The organism is Pseudomonas sp. Snoq117.2, from assembly GCF_900110545.1.
In the GTDB taxonomy this organism is placed as follows: Bacteria; Pseudomonadota; Gammaproteobacteria; order Pseudomonadales; family Pseudomonadaceae; genus Chryseomonas; species Chryseomonas benzopyrenica.
Genome location: NZ_FOED01000009.1, coordinates 25697 through 42137, shown reverse-complemented (window position 1 = coordinate 42137; position 16441 = coordinate 25697). Strand labels below are relative to the sequence as shown.

The 16441-nt window shown below is 69.4% G+C and carries 18 protein-coding genes; 3 read left to right on the top strand and 15 right to left on the bottom strand.

Annotated elements, in window-relative coordinates; translation table 11 throughout:
• The 3 genes from BMZ43_RS19665 to BMZ43_RS19655 all read right to left on the bottom strand — a co-directional run bounded on the left by BMZ43_RS19665 (position 1) and on the right by BMZ43_RS19655 (position 2172).
• A complete protein-coding gene (locus BMZ43_RS19665; RefSeq protein WP_064309448.1) occupies positions 1-954 on the bottom strand; it encodes an oxygen-dependent tRNA uridine(34) hydroxylase TrhO in 954 nt (317 codons plus the stop codon).
• A 267-nt stretch (positions 955-1221) separates the two neighbouring features.
• Positions 1222-1533, bottom strand: a complete 312-nt coding sequence (locus BMZ43_RS19660) for a BolA family protein (RefSeq protein ID WP_064309449.1) — start codon at positions 1531-1533, stop codon at positions 1222-1224.
• Between the two features lie 102 nt (positions 1534-1635).
• Entirely contained in the window at positions 1636-2172 is a 537-nt protein-coding gene (locus BMZ43_RS19655) for a DUF2059 domain-containing protein (RefSeq protein ID WP_017639810.1), read from the bottom strand.
• 171 nt (positions 2173-2343) lie between these two features.
• Between BMZ43_RS19655 and BMZ43_RS19650 the strand changes: the two genes are divergently transcribed.
• The 3 genes from BMZ43_RS19650 to BMZ43_RS19640 all read left to right on the top strand — a co-directional run bounded on the left by BMZ43_RS19650 (position 2344) and on the right by BMZ43_RS19640 (position 5150).
• Positions 2344-3738, top strand: a complete 1395-nt coding sequence (locus tag BMZ43_RS19650; RefSeq protein WP_017639811.1) for a class II fumarate hydratase — start codon at positions 2344-2346, stop codon at positions 3736-3738.
• Complete coding sequence (locus BMZ43_RS19645; RefSeq protein ID WP_007162355.1) at positions 3725-4345, top strand: NAD(P)H-dependent oxidoreductase; 621 nt, start codon at positions 3725-3727, stop codon at positions 4343-4345. The genes BMZ43_RS19650 and BMZ43_RS19645 overlap by 14 nt, the downstream gene beginning before the upstream one ends.
• A gap of 244 nt (positions 4346-4589) precedes the next feature.
• Positions 4590-5150, top strand: coding sequence for an RBBP9/YdeN family alpha/beta hydrolase (locus BMZ43_RS19640; RefSeq protein WP_017639812.1), 561 nt, complete (start codon positions 4590-4592; stop codon positions 5148-5150).
• Positions 5151-5164: 14 nt separating this feature from the next.
• On the opposite strand, the gene BMZ43_RS19635 is transcribed toward BMZ43_RS19640, so the two are convergent.
• From BMZ43_RS19635 to BMZ43_RS19580, 12 genes are read right to left on the bottom strand one after another with little or no spacing between them, the layout of a single operon-like run.
• A complete protein-coding gene (locus tag BMZ43_RS19635) occupies positions 5165-5857 on the bottom strand; it encodes a hypothetical protein (protein WP_093255945.1) in 693 nt (230 codons plus the stop codon).
• Positions 5854-6276: a hypothetical protein gene (locus tag BMZ43_RS19630; RefSeq protein WP_093255943.1), complete on the bottom strand. Its 423-nt coding sequence runs from the start codon at positions 6274-6276 to the stop codon at positions 5854-5856. Before BMZ43_RS19630 ends, BMZ43_RS19635 begins: the two co-directional genes overlap by 4 nt.
• Positions 6273-7439, bottom strand: coding sequence for a type II secretion system protein GspL (locus BMZ43_RS19625; protein WP_093255941.1), 1167 nt, complete (start codon positions 7437-7439; stop codon positions 6273-6275). Before BMZ43_RS19625 ends, BMZ43_RS19630 begins: the two co-directional genes overlap by 4 nt.
• A gap of 4 nt (positions 7440-7443) precedes the next feature.
• The gene (locus BMZ43_RS19620; protein WP_093255939.1) at positions 7444-8031 is read right to left on the bottom strand and encodes a prepilin-type N-terminal cleavage/methylation domain-containing protein; all 588 of its coding nucleotides are present in this window, start codon (positions 8029-8031) and stop codon (positions 7444-7446) included.
• Positions 8028-8372, bottom strand: coding sequence for a type II secretion system protein (locus BMZ43_RS19615; protein WP_064309455.1), 345 nt, complete (start codon positions 8370-8372; stop codon positions 8028-8030). The genes BMZ43_RS19620 and BMZ43_RS19615 overlap by 4 nt, the downstream gene beginning before the upstream one ends.
• Positions 8369-8827, bottom strand: a complete 459-nt coding sequence (locus BMZ43_RS19610) for a GspH/FimT family pseudopilin (RefSeq protein WP_017639818.1) — start codon at positions 8825-8827, stop codon at positions 8369-8371. Before BMZ43_RS19610 ends, BMZ43_RS19615 begins: the two co-directional genes overlap by 4 nt.
• Before the next feature lie 6 nt (positions 8828-8833).
• Positions 8834-9274 carry a type II secretion system major pseudopilin GspG gene (gene gspG, locus BMZ43_RS19605; protein WP_017639819.1) on the bottom strand — a complete coding sequence of 147 codons (441 nt, stop codon included), beginning with the start codon at positions 9272-9274 and terminating at the stop codon, positions 8834-8836.
• Positions 9275-9297: 23 nt separating this feature from the next.
• Positions 9298-10503 carry a type II secretion system inner membrane protein GspF gene (gspF, locus tag BMZ43_RS19600; protein WP_093255937.1) on the bottom strand — a complete coding sequence of 402 codons (1206 nt, stop codon included), beginning with the start codon at positions 10501-10503 and terminating at the stop codon, positions 9298-9300.
• A gap of 24 nt (positions 10504-10527) precedes the next feature.
• Complete coding sequence (locus BMZ43_RS19595) at positions 10528-11985, bottom strand: GspE/PulE family protein (RefSeq protein WP_064309458.1); 1458 nt, start codon at positions 11983-11985, stop codon at positions 10528-10530.
• Positions 11985-13994: a type II secretion system secretin GspD gene (gspD, locus tag BMZ43_RS19590; RefSeq protein WP_093255935.1), complete on the bottom strand. Its 2010-nt coding sequence runs from the start codon at positions 13992-13994 to the stop codon at positions 11985-11987. The genes BMZ43_RS19595 and gspD overlap by 1 nt, the downstream gene beginning before the upstream one ends.
• Positions 13991-14758, bottom strand: coding sequence for a hypothetical protein (locus tag BMZ43_RS26575; protein WP_177344833.1), 768 nt, complete (start codon positions 14756-14758; stop codon positions 13991-13993). The genes gspD and BMZ43_RS26575 overlap by 4 nt, the downstream gene beginning before the upstream one ends.
• On the bottom strand, positions 14758-16428 hold the full coding sequence (locus BMZ43_RS19580) for a bifunctional UDP-sugar hydrolase/5'-nucleotidase (protein WP_093255933.1): 1671 nt from the start codon (positions 16426-16428) through the stop codon (positions 14758-14760). Before BMZ43_RS19580 ends, BMZ43_RS26575 begins: the two co-directional genes overlap by 1 nt.
• Positions 16429-16441: the final 13 nt, after the last annotated feature.

Sequence of the window (16441 nt, the reverse complement as noted above, 5' to 3'; positions counted from 1 at the left end):
CTAGACTTCCTCGGGGCTGGGGGTGGCGTTCAGCCGCGGATCGCGGCCGATGGGATGGGGTTCGTTGCGCAGGCGCGCCAGCTCGATCTGCTTCTGCCGCTCGCGAGCACCGGCGCGGGTCTTCTCCGACAGCGAATCCCAGCAGTGCGGGCAGCTGATGCCAGGGCTGTAGTGCGGCGACTGCATGTCTTCCGGCGAGACCGGCGTACGACAGGCATGGCACTGGTCGTAGACCCCTTCAGCGAGGTCATGGGTCACGGTGACGCGGTTGTCGAAGACGAAGCACTCGCCCTCCCAGCGGGATTCCTCCGCCGGCACCTCTTCGAGGTACTTGAGGATGCCACCCTTGAGGTGGAAGACCTCGGGGAAGCCTTCCTGCAGCATGAAGCTCGACGCCTTCTCGCAGCGGATGCCACCGGTGCAGAACATGGCGACCTTCCTGTGCCGGGCCGGATCGAAGTGCTCGCGGATATAGGCCGGGAAATCGCGGAAGCTCTTGGTCTTGGGATCGATCGCCCCCTTGAAGCTGCCGATGCCCACCTCGTAGTCGTTGCGGGTGTCGATCACCAGCACCTCGGGGTCGTCGACCAGGGCGTTCCAGTCCCGGGGTTCGACATAGGTGCCCACGCGGCGGTTGGGATCGACGCCGGGCACGCCCAGGGTGACGATCTCCTTCTTCAGCTTGACCTTGGTGCGATAGAAGGGCTGCTCGGCGCAGTAGGATTCCTTGTGGTCGATGTCGACCAGGCGCGGATCGGCGCGCAGCCAGGCCAGTACCGCATCGATGCCTTCGCGGCTGCCGGAAACGGTGCCGTTGATGCCTTCCTCGGCCAGCAGCAGGGTGCCCTTGACATCATGGGTCAGTAGGGTCTGCAGCAGGGGTTCACGCAATTGGACGTAGTCGTCCAGGGTGACGAACTTGTACAAGGCCGCCACGACAATCTTGTCGGTCATCTTCGGGTTCCCAGGGGTCGCCCTCGCAAAGGGCGGACCGGTTAGAACCTGTTCATGACCTGCTGCGCGTCGGCCAAACTGCGTTGAAAAGGTCTTCGGAATGCTCATTTACCACTCGTAAACTCCGCTTCCTCAGCCCTTTTCGCCTCGTTTGTCTCTAGCTCGCTAGGTCGTGAAACAGGTTCTTTGACGAAAACGCCGGCAAGAATGCCGGCGCCGGTCAAATTTTAACCAATTAGTAGGGCGCCGAACAATGGCGCCTTGAGATCAACCCGCCAGGTCGTGCTTGCTGCCGCCGCGGCAGGTGGGCGAATCCGGTGCCTGCCCCTGGGCCGCCCACTCCGCCGGGGTATAGGTGTGCAGCGCCAGGGCGTGGAACTGGCCCATGAGTTCGCCCAGGGTGCCGTAGACCTTCTGGTGGCGTTTCACCGCGTTGAGCCCGGCGAAGTGTTCGCTCACCACCACCGCCTTGTAATGGGTCTCCTGGCCGCGGCTGTGCATGTGGCTTTCGTCGAGCACCTCCAGGTGCTCGGGTTGCAACAGGCCCAGGCTGGACTGGATACGTTCGCGCATGCTCATGGGGATACCTCGACTGTGAGAAACGTCATTCTAGCGAGCCTGGGCCCCGCCCGGAAACGACGAAGCCCGGAACGGGTCCGGGCTTCGTGGCAAAGGCTCGACTCAGCGCTTGGCGGGCGGCGGCGCGTTCTCGGCACCGGCCGGCGGCTTCACGCCCAGCTCCTTGTCCATCTCGGCGAGGATGCCGTTGACCTTGGGTACCGCCTGCTCCAGCTTGGCCTGGGTCAGCTGCGCGGACTGGGCTGACAGCCGCGGCAGGGTGGCGATCATCTTCTTGCCCAGATCGGACTGGTAGAACTTGATCAGGCCTTCCAGCTCGTCTTCGGTGAAGTTGTCGGTGTACAGCTTGACCATCTCGGGCTTGATCTTTTCCCAGCCGATGGTGCTGTCCAGCGCCTGGTTGGCACGGGCGGTGTAGCTTTCCAGCACGGCTTTCTTGGCCGGCGCCTTGGCCTGCTCGAAGTGCTGGGCGAACAGTTGCTGGACCTGGGCATAGACCGGGGTGGTCAGCTTGTCGGCGTTGGCCAGCTTGAGAAAGCGCTCCGCGTCGGCCGCGTGGCTCTTGGCGTCGGCCAGGGCGAAGCTGCTGGCGCTGGCGAGCAGCACTACGGCGCCAAGCGTACGGAGAGTCTTTTTCATGGACGTCCTTGGGGATGCGAAAAATGGACGGGAAGTCTGGCAGAGATGGGCTGAATGCCAGCTGAACTGCCCACGGCACCCTCACAATTGAGAATACTTCCCATTTGGGAACCCTGGCGCTAAGCTGCTGCCCAAACTAGCTGGACCCACACTCTATAAGCGGAGAGCGCCATGAGCCGTACTGAAACCGATAGCATCGGCCCCATCGAAGTAGCCGACGACGTCTACTGGGGCGCCCAGACCCAGCGATCGCTGGAGAACTTCGCCATCGGCAACCAGCAGATGCCGCTGGCGGTAGTGCATGCCCTGGCGACGGTGAAGAAGGCGGCCGCGCGGGTCAATCTGCGCCTTGGCGAACTGCCGGAAGATGTCGCCACCCTGATCGAAAAGGCCAGCAGCGAGATCCTCGACGGCTTCCACGATGACCAGTTCCCCCTGGTGGTCTGGCAGACCGGTAGCGGCACCCAGAGCAACATGAACGTCAACGAGGTCATCGCCGGGCGCAGCAACGAACTGGCCGGCAACGGCATGGGCGGCAAGAAGCCGGTCCATCCCAATGACCACGTCAATCGCGGCCAGAGCTCCAACGACTGCTTCCCCACCGCCATGCACATCGCCACCGCCCTGGCGGTGCAGAACGACCTGCTGCCGGCCATCGCCGAGCTGTCCGGCGGCCTGGCGCTGCAATCGGCGCGCTACCAGAACCTGGTCAAGACCGGCCGCACCCACATGATGGATGCGACGCCAGTGACCTTCGGCCAGGAGCTGTCGGCCTTCGTCGCCCAGCTGGATCTGGCCGAGCGCGCCATCCGCAACGCCCTGCCGGCGGTCCTGGAACTGGCCCAGGGGGGTACCGCGGTCGGCACCGGCCTAAATGCGCCCAAGGGCTTCGACGAAGCCATCGCCAAGGAAATCGCCGAACTCACCGGCCTGCCCTTCGTCACCGCGCCGAACAAGTTCGCCGCCCTCGCCGGCCATGAGCCGCTGGTGGCCCTGCACGGCGGCCTCAAGACCCTGGCCGTGGCGCTGATGAAGATCGCCAACGACCTGCGCCTGCTGGGCTCCGGTCCGCGCGCCGGTTTCGCCGAGGTGAAGCTGCCGGCCAACGAGCCGGGCAGTTCCATCATGCCGGGCAAGGTCAACCCGACCCAGTGCGAGGCGCTGTCGATGCTGGCCTGCCAGGTGATCGGCAACGACGTCACCGTGGGTTTCGCCGCGAGCCAAGGCCATCTGCAGCTCAACGTCTACAAGCCGGTGATCGCCCACAATGTGCTGGAATCCATCCGCCTGCTGGCCGATGGCAGTCGCAACTTCAACACCCATTGCGTCACCGGCATGGAGCCGGACGAGCACAAGATGGCCGAGCACCTGGAACAGGGATTGATGCTGGTGACGGCGCTCAATCCGCACATCGGCTACGACAAGGCCGCCGAGATCGCCAAGAAGGCCTATGCCGAGAACAAGACCCTGCGTGCCGCCGCGCTGGAGCTTGGCTACCTGACCGACGAGCAGTTCGATCAGTGGGTACGCCCGGAGACCATGCTGGAAGCCGGTGGCCGTGGCTGAGGCCCGCGGCGCCACGCCGCTGGAGGGGGATGGCCGGCGTCTGCTGGTCATCCAGGGCAATCCCAAGCGCACCAGTTTCTGCCAGTCGCTGGCCGACGCCTATGTCCAGGGCGCCCAGGCCAGCGGCCAGGTGGTGCGCCAGCTCAAGTTGGCCGATGCCCAGTTCGATCCGGTGCTGCGCGAAGGCTATGACCTCTCCCAGACCCTGGAGCCGGATCTGCTGGAAGCCCAGCGGCAGATCCACTGGGCCGAGCACCTGGTGTTCATCTACCCGGTGTGGTGGAACGGCTTGCCGGCGGTATTGGCGGGCTTTCTTGAACGGGTGCTGCAACCGGGCTTCGCCTTTGCCCAGCGCGACCAGACCTGGGGCGGCGAACCCCTGCTGACCGGCCGCAGCGCCGAGTTGCTGGTGACCTCCGACACCCCGCCCTCCCCCTGGCAGCGCCTGCGCAACCAGGCGCCCCATCGCCAGGGCATCCAGGAGGGCCTCGAGGCCTGCGGTATCCAGGTGCTGCAGGTCCATGAGTATTCGCCAGTGCGGGCAGCCGACGAGGAGCAGCGGTTGCGTTGGTTGCAGGAAGTGGAGCGGTTGGGGCGGAACGAGTAGTTGCACGTTTTCTATCGCGGCCATGGGCCGCTCCTACACCTTGGACAATCCGTAGGAGCGGCCCATGGCCGCGATCAGCAAGACGCCCGAGTTCCGTAGGAGCGGCCGCATCGGCGGACCGGCATGGCCGCGATTTCGTCGCTGCAAACCGAAGCCTGGCATAACCAAAGCGCCTTTTATTCTTTCTCCTGCGGATCATCCATCGGCACTATCGGCTCTCCTCTTTCGTCTGCGGAGCTCCGTCATGACCCGCTATCTCATCCTTCCCGGTTGGCAGGGCTCTGGCCCTGAACATTGGCAGACCCACTGGCAACGCCTGCTGCCGGACGCCCGTCGTGTCGAACAAGACGACTGGCAACGCCCCGATCCGCAACGGTGGGTGGATGCCCTTGACCAGGCCATCGCCAGCTCGCCCTTACCCGTGGTGCTGATCGCCCATAGCCTGGGTTGCGTCACCGTCGCGCGCTGGGCCGCCAGCGCTCCGGTAGCGCGTCGGCAGCGGGTGCTGGCCGCCTTGCTGGTGGCGCCGGCCGACGTCGAGCGCCCGGGTTGCCCGGCGGAGCTGGTGGGTTTCGCGCCCTTGCCCCGCCAGGCGCTGCCCTTTCCCTCGCGGGTGGTGACCTCGGACAACGACCATGCCATCAGCCTGGCGCGGGCCGATGCCCTGGCGCAGGCCTGGGGCAGCGAGCTGGACATCCTGCCCGGCGCCGGCCATATCAATACCCGCTCGGGGCATCGGCAGTGGGAAGAGGGTCTGCTGCAGCTGGCGAAGCTCGGATCGGCCCAGGGCCTGCGGGTCGCCTGAGCCGCGTTCAGCGCTCAGAAACGCCCCATGACCTGGCTCTGGCCGGCCCTGAGCCAGCCGATGCTCTGCAGCACCGGGGCGATGTCGCTGCCGGGCTGCGCCGTACCCTGCACCTGCCCCCGCCAATTGGCCAGGCTCAGGCGCAAGTCCAGACGATGCTGGCCGGGGCGCTCGAAGAGGCCCTGCAGCCAGGGTGCGGTCTGGCAATCCACCTGCAGCCGAACGTCGCCCAGGCTGAGTCGCCGGGGCACCAGGATCTGCAGGCCATCGCCCTGCCAGGCGCCACCGGCCGCCAGGCAACGGCGCCAGCTGCCCCCGAGGCGGACGTCGCCGACCAGCCGACCGGCGAGCAGTGCGCTCCCCGGTGTTTGCACCCAGCGCAGATCGCCACCGGCGAGATCGGCCCGCCACTGCCAGGGCCAGCCGCTCAAGGTCAGCCCCCAGGGCGCACCTTCGGGCTCGCCTACCGTGACCTGCAGCCTGCCCGGCCAGCGCAGGTGCCACTGCCAGGGCCCGGCGCCACCACCGGGCCAGGCGAGGCGCTGCATGCCGCCGCCGAGCAAGGAGCCCTGCAAGCCGACCGGGGTGACCTGGGGCGGCAGCAGGCGTGGCAGCCAGTCCGCGGCCGGCCAGTAGAGCAGGCAGCCCAGGGCGAAGATCAGGCAGGCGAACAGGGTGAACGCCAGGCGCACGAGCCAGCGAGTCATGGCGCGCGCTCCACCAGCACCGCCAGGACTTCCAGTTCAAAAGCCACGCCCGTCGGCTGGCTGCGGATCCTAAGGGTCCGGGGCAACCAGCCACGCGCACGCGCCCAGGCCTGCAGCCGCTCCACGGCGGCCACATCCGCCGCGTCTCCGTGCAGGTGCCAGACCGGCTCGCCCAGGGTCAGGGCGCTGAAGGTCACCCCGTCAACCGCACCGCGCCAGTCCGCCTCCTGCAACGGCTGGGCGACGGGCAGCGCCCGAGCCTCTTCGGCGAGGCGGACCCAGTCCACCGAAACGGATCGACTGCCTGGCGCAGGGCGCAGCAACAGGATGGCGGCCAGCAACAGGATGACCAGGCCGCCGAGGGCCAGTCGCCGGCGTTCGGCAGGCAGCCGCTGCCAGCGCTGCAAAAGGATGCTCATGGTCGCTTCTCCGTCGAGGCCGCCAGGCGCAGGGTCAGGCGCCCGGCCTGCCGTTGCCACTGCAGGGTAGCGAATTCCTCGTCGAGTCGGGTGCGCAAGGCCTTGTCCAGGCTGGCCGGCCCGTCCAGCACCACCTGGATGCCCTGCTCGTCCAGCGACCACTCCACCAGGTGCAGGCCGGGCTGAGTATTCAAGGCGGCGCCGAGCGGACCATCGAGCCGCTGCCAGAGGCGCCACTGACCCTCCAGCTGCCGTTGGGTCCGGCTGGCCAGCTGGAGTTCGCGCGCGGCGCGGCCGGCATCGAGCCGGTCGCTAGGCAGGCCCAGACGCTGGGCGACATAGGCCCGGTCCGTCTGGGCCTGGCGCCAATGCTGCACCTGTTGCAGCCCCAGGTGCATCGCAGCCAGCACCGCAGCGGCGGCCATGCCCAGTACCAGGGGCCGTGGCAGCCCCAAGGACGCTCGACGGCGGCGCTGGCCTTGCCGTGGCCAGAAATCCTGGGGCGCCACGCCGGCGGCGGGCTGGGGCCAGAGGGGTGCGACGGTGGCCTCGGGATCGGCGTCGAGCAGAGTGGCCAAGGCTGGCGGCAGACTCGCCTGGAGCGCGCTGGGCCAGGTCAGCCAGACGTCGCGATCCGCCACGCGGGTCTTGAATCTCAGGCTGTCGCCCAGGCGCACGCCGATCCCACCCTCGGCGGTGGGCTCGGGCAAGAACTGGAAGTCGACCCAGCAGGCGGCCACCGTCCAGCCGCAGGCGGCGCAGTGCTCACGCCAGGCCTCCAGCAGCGCCCGGTCGAGGGCCAGCAGGCGCAACCGGCCAGGAGCGCGACCCAGGCAGACCAGGTGCTGGCCGCTGGCGTCCGCCAGCAACTGGTCTTCCAGCAGCAGGCCCCACTCGTGGGGACGCAGTCCCTTGGGCGCGGCGACGTCGAACAGGCTGCAGTCCTCACCGTGCAGCAGCAGGGTCACCGGCTGGGCGGCCTCTGGCAGCGCCGCCGCGGCTTGCAGCCGGTCGCCCTGGAGGCGCGCGGCCACCAGCGGATTGTCCGGGCCCGGCGGACCGGGTCGCCGCGTGCGCAGGAGCAGGCGCGCGGAACTCTGGGCCGGGCTAAGGTCGCGGCGCAACTGGGGCAGCAGGCGCCCGAACGGGAGGGAGGCGAGCATGGGGTCAACCTATCTGAGGCAGGGCGAAGGTGCAGACATAGCCGGCACCCTGCACGGTAAAGGTCAGCCGTACCCCATTGGCGGGTTCGGCCTGGGGCGGATAGGCGAGCCAGCGCCCGCCGCCGTGGAATTCCAGTTGCAGGCGCTCGATGCCCGGTTGGTCGAGCACCGGTTGCCAGACCGGGGCCTCAACCGCATCCAACTCGGCGCTGCGCCACAGTCGCAGTCGCTCCTGGTCGGCATCCCATTCCAGGCGCTGGCGGCGCAGGCGACCGGCGCCCTGTCCCGCACTCAGCGGCAGGGCATCCAGGGCGACCCAGTCCAGCCGGTGCTCGTCGGGGTGCCAGTCCAGCAGGGCGTTGTGCAGCGGCAGACGGTGCTCCTGCAGCGGGCGCAGGACCAGGCCACCCAGGCGGCGATCCAGCAGGCCGCAGAGGTCCAGTACCCGCGCATCGGTCGACTCCCGCGCAGCCAGGCGGCCGCGGGCGTCGAGCCAGAGATTGACCAGCCCACCCAGCAGCACGGCGAGCAGCGCCGTGAGGGCGATGGCCAGCAGCACCTCGATCAGGGTCATGCCCGCCTGGCCCCTCATGGTTGGGCTCCGGCATGGATCGGCCAGTCGCCCAAGGCTCGACCGAGGGCGGCATCGGCATAGAGCGCCAGCCGTTGCCCGCCCAGGGGCCCGCCCGCGCCCTCCAGACGCCAGTAGCAGCGCTCGCCGCCCTGGCTCAGTTCGCCCTGACTGGCGGTCAGGCCTTCCACCTGCCAGCGGGCCTGGAGTTCGCGGGCGCAGAGCTGGGCCCGTTCGCGGGCCTGGGCGACGCCGGCGATGTCCAGCCGCTGGCCGATCACCTGGCTGACGCCCACCGCCATGAAGGCGACGATGGCCAGGGCCACCAGCACCTCCAGCAGGGTGAAACCGCGCTGGTTCATGGACGCTCCACCGCGGCACGACCCCGCGCATCGACCACCAGCAGCCACTGCCGCTCTTCTTCGGCGAAGGCCAGGCGCTGGCCTCGGGTATCGCCGTTCGGCCACCAGACCAGCCGCGGCTGCGCACTCACCGGCTCGGCCAATTGCAAACCGCTGGGCCAGCGCCCGTCGGGCAGATCGGCGCTGGCCAGGGGTTGCCAGCGCGGGCCCTGGGCATCGGCCACCAGCTGCAGATAGCGAAAGCCGCTGGCGTCGGCCTGCCAGCCGAGGATGCGCCCGCTGTGGCGGGCGGTGTCCCGCGCCAGCTGGAAGTCGCCCGCGAGGCTTTCCAGCCGCCACTGCCCGGCCGGACTGCCGCCGCCCAGGCGCGCCACGCCCACGGTGGTCAGCAGCCCGACGATCAAGAGCACGACCATCAGCTCCAGCAGGGTGAAACCGCCCTGGCGCCCTGGCATGGCAGCTCAGAGGGTCCAGTTGCCGATGTCGGCATCGCTGCCCTCGCCGCCTTCGCGGCCGTCGGCGCCGAGGCTGTAGAGATCCACCCGTCCATGTTCGCCGGGGATGCGATAGCGATAGGCGGCGCCCCAGGGGTCCTCCGGCAGGCGGCGGATATAGCCGTCGGCGCGATAGTTGCGCGGCTCGGGGGCCTGGGTCGGCTTGCTCACCAGGGCGGCGAGGCCCTGCTCGGCGGTGGGATAGCGCAGGTTGTCCAGGCGGTACATGTCCAGCGCCTGCTCCAGGCTGGCGAGATCGGCGCGGGCCTTCTGCTGCATGGCCTTGTCCTGGTTGTCCAGCACATTGGGCGCGACGATGGCCACCAGCAGGCCGATGATGAAGATCACCACCATGATCTCGATGAGGGTGAAACCGGCCTGGCGGGCGGGTACGGCATGGGAAGGCATCGCGAAAGTCTCCTTGGAGTGCATCATAGGTTGAGCGCCTGGTTGAGCTGCATGATGGGCAGCAGGATGGCGAGCACGATGGCCAGCACCACCCCACCGAGCACGAGGATCAGCACCGGCTCGAACAGCGCCAGGGCCAGGTCCACCTGCTGGTTGAAGTCGCGCTCCTGGGCATCGGCGACCCGTTCCAGCATGGCGTCCAGGGTGCCGCTGGCCTCGCCGCTGGCGACCATGTTCACCAGCAAGGGGGGAAAGACGCCGCTGCGATCCAGCGCCCGGCCAAGGCCGGTGCCGGCGGTGACCTGCTCGATGGCGGCTTCCAGGGCATCGCGCAGCACCTGGTTGCCCAGGGTGGCGCGACTGACCTGCAGGCCTTCGAGCACCGGGATGCCGCTGCCAACCAGAATCGCCAGGCTGCGGGTCAGGCGGGCGCTGTCGAGGGTGCGCAGCAACTCGCCCAGGCGCGGCAGGCGCAGCAGCTGCCGGTGCCAGCGACGCCGCCACTCGACCTGGCGCAACAGGCGCTGCAGACCTAAGCCGACCAGCAGTACCAGGCCCAGCAACCAGGGCCCGAAGACCAGCAGGCCGTCACTGACGGCCACCAGGGCGCGGGTGATCCAGGGCAGTTGCAGGCCGCTGTGGATGAATTGCTCGGTGAGCTTGGGCACCACGAAGGTCATCAGCCCCGCCACCACGGCGACCGACACCAGGGCCAGCGCCAGCGGATAGATGAGCGCGGTGCGCGCCTTGTGGCGCTGGCGCTGCACCCGTTCGAGATAGTCGGCCAGGCGTTCCAGCACCGGGCCCAGGCGTCCGGCCCGTTCGCCAGCGGCAACCAGGGTCAGGTACAGCGGATCGAAGGTGCCCGGATGGTGCCCCAGGCTGTCGGCCAGGGTATAGCCCTCGCGCACCTGGCCCAGCAGATCCAGCAGCAGCGCCTTGAGCGCCGCCTGGCGACTCTGACGCTCCAGCATCTGCAGGGCGTCGGCCAGGGGAATGGCGGCGCCCACCAGGGTCGCCAGCTGACGGGTGAAATCGGTGCGGCTGTTGGCATCCAGCCGCCCGGCACGGTTGCGGGTCCCCCGTGCCGGACCGGTCGCCTGCACCTCGCGGGGAAAGAGGCCGCGCTCGCGCAGCAACTGGCGGGCATGGCGCTCGCTCTCGGCCTGGATGACATCGCGCTGGCGACGCCCATCGCCGTCCAGCGCCAGGTAGCGGTAGGCCGGCATCAGCGTAGCGCTCCGCTGAGGGCGTTACTGGTGCACCGCACGCAGCACCTCCGCCAGGCTGGTCTCGCCTGCCGCCAGGCGCTCCAGGGCGCTCTCGGCCAGGCTGGCGCGGCGGCCCTCCAGCAGCCGCGTCATCTCGCCCTCCCCGGCACCGCGATAGATGAGCTCGGCCAGTTCGGCGTCCAGAGCGACGAATTCGTAGAGACCCAGGCGACCGCGATAGCCACTGCCATTGCAGCTTGGGCAACCCTGGGGCTCACGCAGCCGTTCGAGTCCGGCCAGCCCTGGCAGCAGCGTCTGTTCGGCCGCCCGCAGTGGACGCCAGGCCGCGCAGCTGCACAACCGTCGTACCAGCCGTTGGGCCAGCACGCCCTTGAGGCTCGACGCCAGCAAGAAGGGCTCCACGCCCATGTCGCGCAGCCGGGTGATAGCGCCCAGGGCGCTGTTGGTATGCAGGGTGGAGAGCACCAGGTGGCCGGTGAGACTGGCCTGCACGGCGATGCCGGCGGTCTCCACGTCGCGGATCTCGCCGATCATGATGACGTCCGGATCCTGGCGCAGGATGGCCCTCAGGCCGCTGGCGAAGGTCAGGCCGGCACGGGGGTTGACCGGCGTCTGGCCGATGCCCGGCAAGGCGTACTCCACCGGGTCTTCCACAGTGAGGATGCTGCGGCTGCCTTCGTTGAGCAACCCCAGGCTGGCATAGAGTGTGGTGGTCTTGCCCGACCCGGTGGGGCCGGTGACCAGCAGGATACCGTTGGGCTGCGCCAGGGCGCCGCGCAGGCCGGCATCGATGGCCGGCGGCAGGCCGAGGCGTGAGAGCTCCAGCAGGCTGGCCTGCTTGTCGAGGATGCGCATGACCACCCGCTCGCCATGGACGCCGGGCAGGGTCGAGACGCGGATGTCGACGTCGCGCCCGCTGGCCCTCAGGGTGATGCGGCCGTCCTGGGGCTGGCGCTTCTCGGCGATGTCCAGCCGCGCCATGACCTTGATCCGCGACACCAGCATGGCCGACAAGGCCCGCGGCGGGCGCAGCAGCTCGCGCAGCACCCCGTCCACCCGTACCCGCACCACCAGCGCCTGCTCGAAGGTTTCCACGTGCAGGTCGGAAGCGTCCAGGCGCAGCGCCTCGGCGAACAGGGCGTTGATCAGGCGGATCACCGGCGCCTCGCCAGCGCTGTCGAGCAGGTCCTCCACTCGTGGCAGCTCCTCCATTAGCCCGGCCAGATCGACGGTCTCGCCAAGGCCTTCCACCAAGGCCTCGGTGCTGGCCTGCCCGGCTTCGTAGAGCGGCCCCAGGCGCTGTTCGAAGACCTCGCGGGCGAGCCATTCACAGCCCTGCGGCGGTCCGTGGCGGCGCTGCACCTCCTGCAGCAGCGCCAGGTCCGCATCCGTACGGCACAGCAGCCGATAGCCCTCGGGTGCGGCGGCCAGGGCGATGCCGGCCTGGCGCGCCAGACGATAGGGCAGCGTCGGCGTCATCAGAGGCCGTCCAGGCGCGCCCGCGCCGAGGGATAGAGACTCTGCAGGGTGGGCGCACCGCGCGTGCCCGGTGGCGTGGCCGGCAAGGCCGCGGCCGGGGCGGCGGCGCGCATGCCGCGGTACTTGTCCTCGCTGATCTGCTGCACCAGCGCCGGATCGCGTAGGATGCGCGGGCGGATGAACACCACCAGATTCTGCTTGGTGCTGGAGCGGGTACGCGACTTGAAGAGATTGCCCAGCACCGGCACGTCGCCCAGCAGCGGCACCCGCTGGTCGCTGTCGTTACCCTCGTTGCTGATCAGGCCGCCCAGGACGATGAGGCCATTGTCCTCCACCATCACCGTGGTCTTGATCTCGCGCTTGTTGGTGACCACGTCGCTGGCACGCACGTTGTCGGCCAGCGACGAGACCTCCTGGACGATCTCCATGCGCACCGTGTCGCCCTCGTTGATCTGCGGCTTGAGACGGAGCTTCACCCCCACTTCGCGACGCTCGATGGTCTGGTAGGGATTGGCGTTGTTGCTGGTGACCGAACCGGTGACGAAGGGCACCTCCTGGCCGACCATGATGGAGGCCTCGGCGTTGTCCAGGGTCAGCAGGGTCGGTGTCGACAGCAGGTTGAAACCGCTCTCGCTGCGCATGGCCTGCAACAAGGTGACGAAATTCAATCCGCTGCCGCCGATGCGCCCGACCCCGGCGGAGATGCCTTGCATGCCCGACAGCAGACTGCCCAGGGCACTGGTGTCCTGGTTGGCCGCGGCGGCGGCGATGCCATTGATGGGCGTGCCGTTGGTGAAGTTGACGCCGCCCGCCGGCAGGTTGCCGTTGCGGTCGAGGAACAGCCACTGGACGCCCAGCTGGTTGGCCTTGGTGTCGGTGATCTCGGCGATGATGGCTTCCACCACCACCTGGGCGCGGCGGATATCCAGCTGGCTGATGATGCGTTTGTAGCCGGCCAGCTCCCGCGGCGGGCCGATCAGCACGATGGAATTGGTGCCCATGTCCGCTTCCAGGCGAATACCGGGCGCTCCCGGCGCCAACGCCCCGCTGCTGCCCTTGGGCAGAGGAGCTTCCCCCTCTCCACCTCTTTCAACAGGGGTGGTATTACCGACAGGGGCGGCCACAGGGATCTCCACCCGCGCCTCCTGGGTGACCTCGCCGCTCAGGCCGCGCAGTACCTTGACCACCTCGCCGGCCTTGGCATGGTGCAGATAGACCACCTCGGTGTCGCTGGCGGCATCGCGAGAGACGTCCAGTTCGGCCACCAGCCGGCGTACCTGACGCCGCACGCTTTCGTCGCCACGCACCATGAGAGCATTGCTGCGGGCGTCGGCCAGCACCTGGACGCCGCCACCGGCTTGGCCGCGGCTGGCCAGCAGGCGCTCCACCAGGGGCGCGGTGTCACGCGCCTGGGCATGGCGCAGGCTGATCATCTCCACCGGTTCGTCGCGCCCGCGATCCAGCCGCGTCAGCAGCTGGCCGATGCGGCTAAGGTTGCTGCGCCAGTCGGTCACCACCAGCAGGTTGCTGGCCGGATAGGGCGTGGCCACTCCGACCCGGGCGTCCATCAGCGGGCGGACGATGCCCAGCAGCTGTTCGAGATTGCCGCCGCGCACGGCGAATACCCGGGTCGCCACGGTATCCCCGGCGCCGGGCTTGGCCGGGGCGCCGTCGTCCACCTCCACCGGCAGCGGCTCGGTGCGCGCAGCCTGGTCCGGCAGGATCTTCACGCTGCCGTCGTCCAGCTCCACCGCGGCGTAGCCATTGGCGCGCAGCTGGGCCAGGGCCAGGGCATAGACGTCATCGGCGGCCAGGGGCTGGGCGCTGCGTACCGTCAGGGTGCCGCGCACCCGGGGATCGATGACGAAGTTGGTGCCGGTGATGCGCCCTACGCTTTCGATGAACAGATCGATCTCGGTGTTCTCGAAATTGACCTCGAAGCGTTGTTCGGCCTGGGCGCCGAGCAGCCAGAAGGCGAGGAGCAGGCCGCAATAGCTGCGTTTCTTCACAGGGACAGTCTCACGGGTAGGGCCAGGGCGCGGCCCCGACGTTCCAGTTCCAGGGTCAGGGCGCCGGTGGCGCGCCAATGCGGCAGGCGTTGCAGCAGCGTCCGGGTATCGGCCACGGGGACGGCGTCCACCCGGCGCAGCACGTCGCCGGGCTCAAGTCCGAGGCCACTGAAAAAGGCCGGCTCGGCGCCGGGTTGCAGGCGGTAGCCGGTCAACTCGCCGTGTTCGCGCACGGGGGTGGCGCGAATGCGTCTGAGCAGATTGGCGAGGTCACCCTCCTCCGCCGCTGGCGTAGACGGCGCCTTGACTGTGGCCGGCTTGGCCGTATCGCTGGCGGCCAGGCCCACCAGCGCTCGCGGCGCCGGCCAGGGCAGCCGCTCTTCGCGGCCGGCGCGGCTGAAGACCAGGCCCTGGGCGTCGATGGCGGTCAGCACCAGCCCAGGCGCCAGGCTGTCGCCCAGGACCAGCGACCGCTGGCGATCGCCGTGGCGCAGGACCACCACGGAGCCGTCGATGGGCACTGCCTTGATCGCCCCGACCCACTGGATCGGCAGGGTGCTGGGCGCCGCCTGGCTGGCGGCGCGCCAATGGCCGGCGAGCAGATCGGTGGCGGGAGACGCCTCGACCTGGACACTGGGTACGGGCGTCGGCAGCCACAGCAGGCGCAGATCGCAGACCACCCGCGCCGCCAGCCAGGCGGCGATGCCCAGCCACAGCAGGGTCAGCAGCCGCAACGCCAGGGGATGGATGAGCAGGCGCGCCATCAGGCCAGAGACTCCAGACGGCGGCGTAAGGCGGCCAGCGGATGCCAGCCCGGATGGCCTTCGACGAACTCCAGGCGTGGCACGGGTAGCGGCGCCAGGCCCCAGTCGGCGGGCCGGGCGCGCAGAAAGGCTTCGAGGCGTTGCCACAGCGCCTCACCGGCGCCGAGCTCGCGCCCTAGGGCGAAGGTGCGACAGGTAAAGGAGGTGCCCAGGGGCGCCTGCACCGGTCCGATGCGCTGGCCACGCGGCGCGCCGTAGCGGCAGGTCCACTGGACGCCCGTCAGCCGCGGCAGATCCTGGCTGTTGTCCAGCAGCAGCGGTTCGCCGAAGCGATTGTCCGCGGCTTCCTCCAGCAGCGTGCGCAGGCCGTCGGCCGAGGTGGGCAGGTCCAGCACCGTGGCCTCGTGGCCGCCACAGAGGGCGATCAGGTGCTCGCGGGTGATCCAGTCGCCCCGGCGCAGCGGCTGGTCGTATCTCAGGCCGGGCAGGAGCACCGGCTGCGCATCGCCACCGCCCAGGGCCGCGGCGATCAGGGCGTCCCAGCTGCCGCCGAGCAGGTCACGGCGCCAGAGGTCCACCGGCGCCCGTGCCAGACGCTGGTCGAGCCATCCGGCATGGGGCGCGCGGGCGACGGCCAACTGACGCTGGTGGCTTTCCAGCAGGGCCCGGTCGAGCACCCGCTCGGCCTGCACCGGATGGAAGACGGCGTCCAGGCGCCAGCCGTCGCGACCACCCCGGCAGCGGATCTCGAAGATACCGACGCCGCGGCAACCCGGCAGGCACACCGGCAGCGGCCGACCGCTACCGCGCATCACCGGGATCAGCTCCGGCCAGAGATCCTGCCCGCGAGCGCAGAGCAGCAGGTCCGCTTCCTCCAACCGCTCGGCCAGCCACAGGCCCGGTCCGCTGCCGACATCGGCCAGCACCACCAGCAGATCGGCCTTGCCCCGTGCCTCGGCCAGCACCGGGCGCAGCCGGGCATACCAGTCGGCCAGGGGCGCCTGCTGATCGCTGGCATAGGGATCGGTCACGCCGACCAGGGCGATGCGCACCCCGTCGCGCTCGATCAGGGTGAAGGGGGCGACGCCCAGGGCGCTGCGCTGTTCCTCGGTGAGGGTGGCGCCCAGTACTGGACGACCATAACGGCGATAGAGGGCGGCGCTGCGCTCGGGCCAGAGCAGGCGTTCGTCACTGCTGACCCGGATCTCGCTGCCCAGCAACTGGCTGCCATCCACCCCGGCTTCGCCGCGGGTGAGCTGGGTCAGGCCGCTGCCGTTCCAGCACTGGCCATTTTCCAGGGTCAGGCTGCGGGTCGCGCCCTGACGGGTGCGCAGCTGGGAGAGCTGACAGGCCAGGGCGGCATAGCCACCGTAGCGCTGGCCATCGCCACGCCCGGCATCCAGCAGAGGCGCCAGCGTCGGGGCCAGGCGCGCGGCATCGGCACCGGTGCGCCAGGGCGCGGCGCCGATGCGCCCGGCCGGGCCGAGGCGTACCCGCGGCACCACCGGCCAGCCGGGTTCGCGGGCGTCCAGGGTGTCGGCCACATAGAGCAGTTGCAGATCGGCATCCCCCGAGCGAGTCGAGAGGCCCTGGGCACAGCCGCCCAGCAGCGGCACCGTGGCGCCCGCCGCGAGCCAACCCAAGACCTGGCGTCGTGCCCAGTTGCTCATCCGATGTCTGCCC

Bases quoted from the DNA above. Each gene is read 5' to 3' on its own strand.
- BMZ43_RS19580 (WP_093255933.1), bottom strand. From the start codon at position 16,428: ATGAGCAACTGGGCACGACGCCAGGTCTTGGGTTGGCTCGCGGCGGGC.
- BMZ43_RS19615 (WP_064309455.1), bottom strand. From the start codon at position 8,372: ATGAACCAGCGCGGTTTCACCCTGCTGGAGGTGCTGGTGGCCCTGGCC.
- gspG (WP_017639819.1), bottom strand. From the start codon at position 9,274: ATGCCTTCCCATGCCGTACCCGCCCGCCAGGCCGGTTTCACCCTCATC.
- BMZ43_RS19620 (WP_093255939.1), bottom strand. From the start codon at position 8,031: ATGAGGGGCCAGGCGGGCATGACCCTGATCGAGGTGCTGCTGGCCATC.
- BMZ43_RS19630 (WP_093255943.1), bottom strand. From the start codon at position 6,276: ATGAGCATCCTTTTGCAGCGCTGGCAGCGGCTGCCTGCCGAACGCCGG.
- BMZ43_RS19635 (WP_093255945.1), bottom strand. From the start codon at position 5,857: ATGACTCGCTGGCTCGTGCGCCTGGCGTTCACCCTGTTCGCCTGCCTG.
- BMZ43_RS26575 (WP_177344833.1), bottom strand. From the start codon at position 14,758: ATGGCGCGCCTGCTCATCCATCCCCTGGCGTTGCGGCTGCTGACCCTG.
- BMZ43_RS19650 (WP_017639811.1), top strand. From the start codon at position 2,344: ATGAGCCGTACTGAAACCGATAGCATCGGCCCCATCGAAGTAGCCGAC.
- BMZ43_RS19665 (WP_064309448.1), bottom strand. From the start codon at position 954: ATGACCGACAAGATTGTCGTGGCGGCCTTGTACAAGTTCGTCACCCTG.
- BMZ43_RS19595 (WP_064309458.1), bottom strand. From the start codon at position 11,985: ATGACGCCGACGCTGCCCTATCGTCTGGCGCGCCAGGCCGGCATCGCC.
- BMZ43_RS19625 (WP_093255941.1), bottom strand. From the start codon at position 7,439: ATGCTCGCCTCCCTCCCGTTCGGGCGCCTGCTGCCCCAGTTGCGCCGC.
- BMZ43_RS19610 (WP_017639818.1), bottom strand. From the start codon at position 8,827: ATGCCAGGGCGCCAGGGCGGTTTCACCCTGCTGGAGCTGATGGTCGTG.
- BMZ43_RS19655 (WP_017639810.1), bottom strand. From the start codon at position 2,172: ATGAAAAAGACTCTCCGTACGCTTGGCGCCGTAGTGCTGCTCGCCAGC.
- BMZ43_RS19640 (WP_017639812.1), top strand. From the start codon at position 4,590: ATGACCCGCTATCTCATCCTTCCCGGTTGGCAGGGCTCTGGCCCTGAA.
- gspF (WP_093255937.1), bottom strand. From the start codon at position 10,503: ATGCCGGCCTACCGCTACCTGGCGCTGGACGGCGATGGGCGTCGCCAG.
- BMZ43_RS19660 (WP_064309449.1), bottom strand. From the start codon at position 1,533: ATGAGCATGCGCGAACGTATCCAGTCCAGCCTGGGCCTGTTGCAACCC.